The sequence below is a fragment of the Mesorhizobium sp. M2A.F.Ca.ET.037.01.1.1 genome, assembly GCF_003998075.1.
Lineage (GTDB): Bacteria > Pseudomonadota > Alphaproteobacteria > Rhizobiales > Rhizobiaceae > Mesorhizobium.
In genome coordinates, this window is record NZ_RZSA01001356.1 from 1 (window position 1) to 1,342 (window position 1,342).

At 67.2% G+C, this 1,342-nt stretch carries 1 protein-coding gene and 1 pseudogene; one reads left to right on the top strand and one right to left on the bottom strand.

Annotation, left to right across the window (positions count from 1 at the left end):
* Positions 1–3: 3 nt before the first annotated feature.
* On the top strand, positions 4–921 hold the full coding sequence (locus EOA27_RS36690; RefSeq protein ID WP_127258747.1) for a LysR substrate-binding domain-containing protein: 918 nt from the start codon (positions 4–6) through the stop codon (positions 919–921).
* A 222-nt stretch (positions 922–1,143) separates the two neighbouring features.
* Here the strand turns inward: EOA27_RS36690 and EOA27_RS36695 are convergent.
* Positions 1,144–1,342: pseudogene (locus EOA27_RS36695) on the bottom strand (ribosome biogenesis GTPase Der); the annotation flags it as partial.

Consider the following 1,342-nt stretch of genomic DNA (forward strand, 5'->3'; position numbering starts at 1 on the left):
CTCATGCGCCGCGTCACGTTCGACCTCGATGTCCTCAGAACCTTCGTCACCGGCATGGAGCTGGGCAGCTTCGCCAAGGCGGCCGAACGGCTGGGACGCTCGACATCAGCGGCCAGCGCCCAATTGAAGAAGCTGGAAGAGCAGGCGGATACGCCGATCTTCCGCAAGGCGGGGCGCGGCCTGGCGCTGACCGAAGCCGGCGAAACCATGCTCGGCTATGCGCGGCGGCTGATCGAGCTCAACGACGAGGCGGCCTCCGCCATTCGCGACGTCGAGCTGGAAGGCTGGGTGCGGCTCGGCCTGCAGGAGGATTTCGGCGAGGCCGTGCTGCCCGACGTGCTTGGCCGCTTCGCCCGCGCCCATCCCAAGGTGCGCATCGAGGCGCGGATCGGACGCAGCCACGACCTCGTCGAACGCGTCCTGTCCGGCAATCTTGACATCGCGCTCGCCTGGCATGACGGCACCACCCTGCCCTACAGCCGCCACGTCGCCGATGTGCAGTCGCGCTGGATCGGCCCGGCAAAGCCGATCGAGGTCGGTCCGCGCAATGGCGAGCCGCTGCCGCTGGTGGTGTTCGAGGCGCCGTGCCTGTTGCGCACTGTCGCGACGGAAACGCTCGACCGCGCCGGCATGCCCTGGCGCATGGCATTCTCCAGCCCCAGTCTCGGCGGCATCTGGGCGGCGGTGGCGGCCGGCCTCGGCCTGACGATCCGAACCGATATCGGCCTGCCCGCCAATGTCAGGGCGATCGCGCCGGGCGTATTGGGGCTTCCCGCCCTGCCGATGATGGCGCTGCATCTACACCAGAAGGACGCCGAGCTCGACCCGGTCGCGGCGCGGCTGGCGGAGATTCTTTTGCAGGCGGCACTGGAGACATTGCCGGAGGGGGCGGAAACGAAAGGATTGCTTAGAGTGGCTTAGGTACCGCGCGGTTCGTCATCCACGGGCGGAGCAAGGAGCGAAGCGACGCGCGCAGACCCGAGGATCCATGCCGTGACTTAGAAGCGTCGCCACGGTACAGAATTCTGCACCGCTGCATTCCTCGGCCGACGTAACGGAATGGATCCTCGGGTCTGCGCTCCGCTTCGCGTCGCTCCGCCCGTGGATGACGAGGGAACTGGCGTTCGCGACAATCACGGACCGTCACCGCTTTTTCGCGCGGCCCGCGAAAGGATTGTCCGACGTCCGCAGCGCCATGCGGATCGGCACGCCGGGCATGTCGAAGGCTTCGCGCAGGCTGTTGGTGAGATAGCGGACATAGGATTGCGGCATCGCGTCGGGCCGCGAGCAGGAGACGACGAAGCCCGGCGGCCGGGTTTTTGCCTGGGTGACATATTTGATC

What these genes read in the sequence shown, in the direction of transcription:
- EOA27_RS36690 (WP_127258747.1), top strand. Translation starts at nt 4, where the DNA reads ATGCGCCGCGTCACGTTCGACCTCGATGTCCTCAGAACCTTCGTCACC.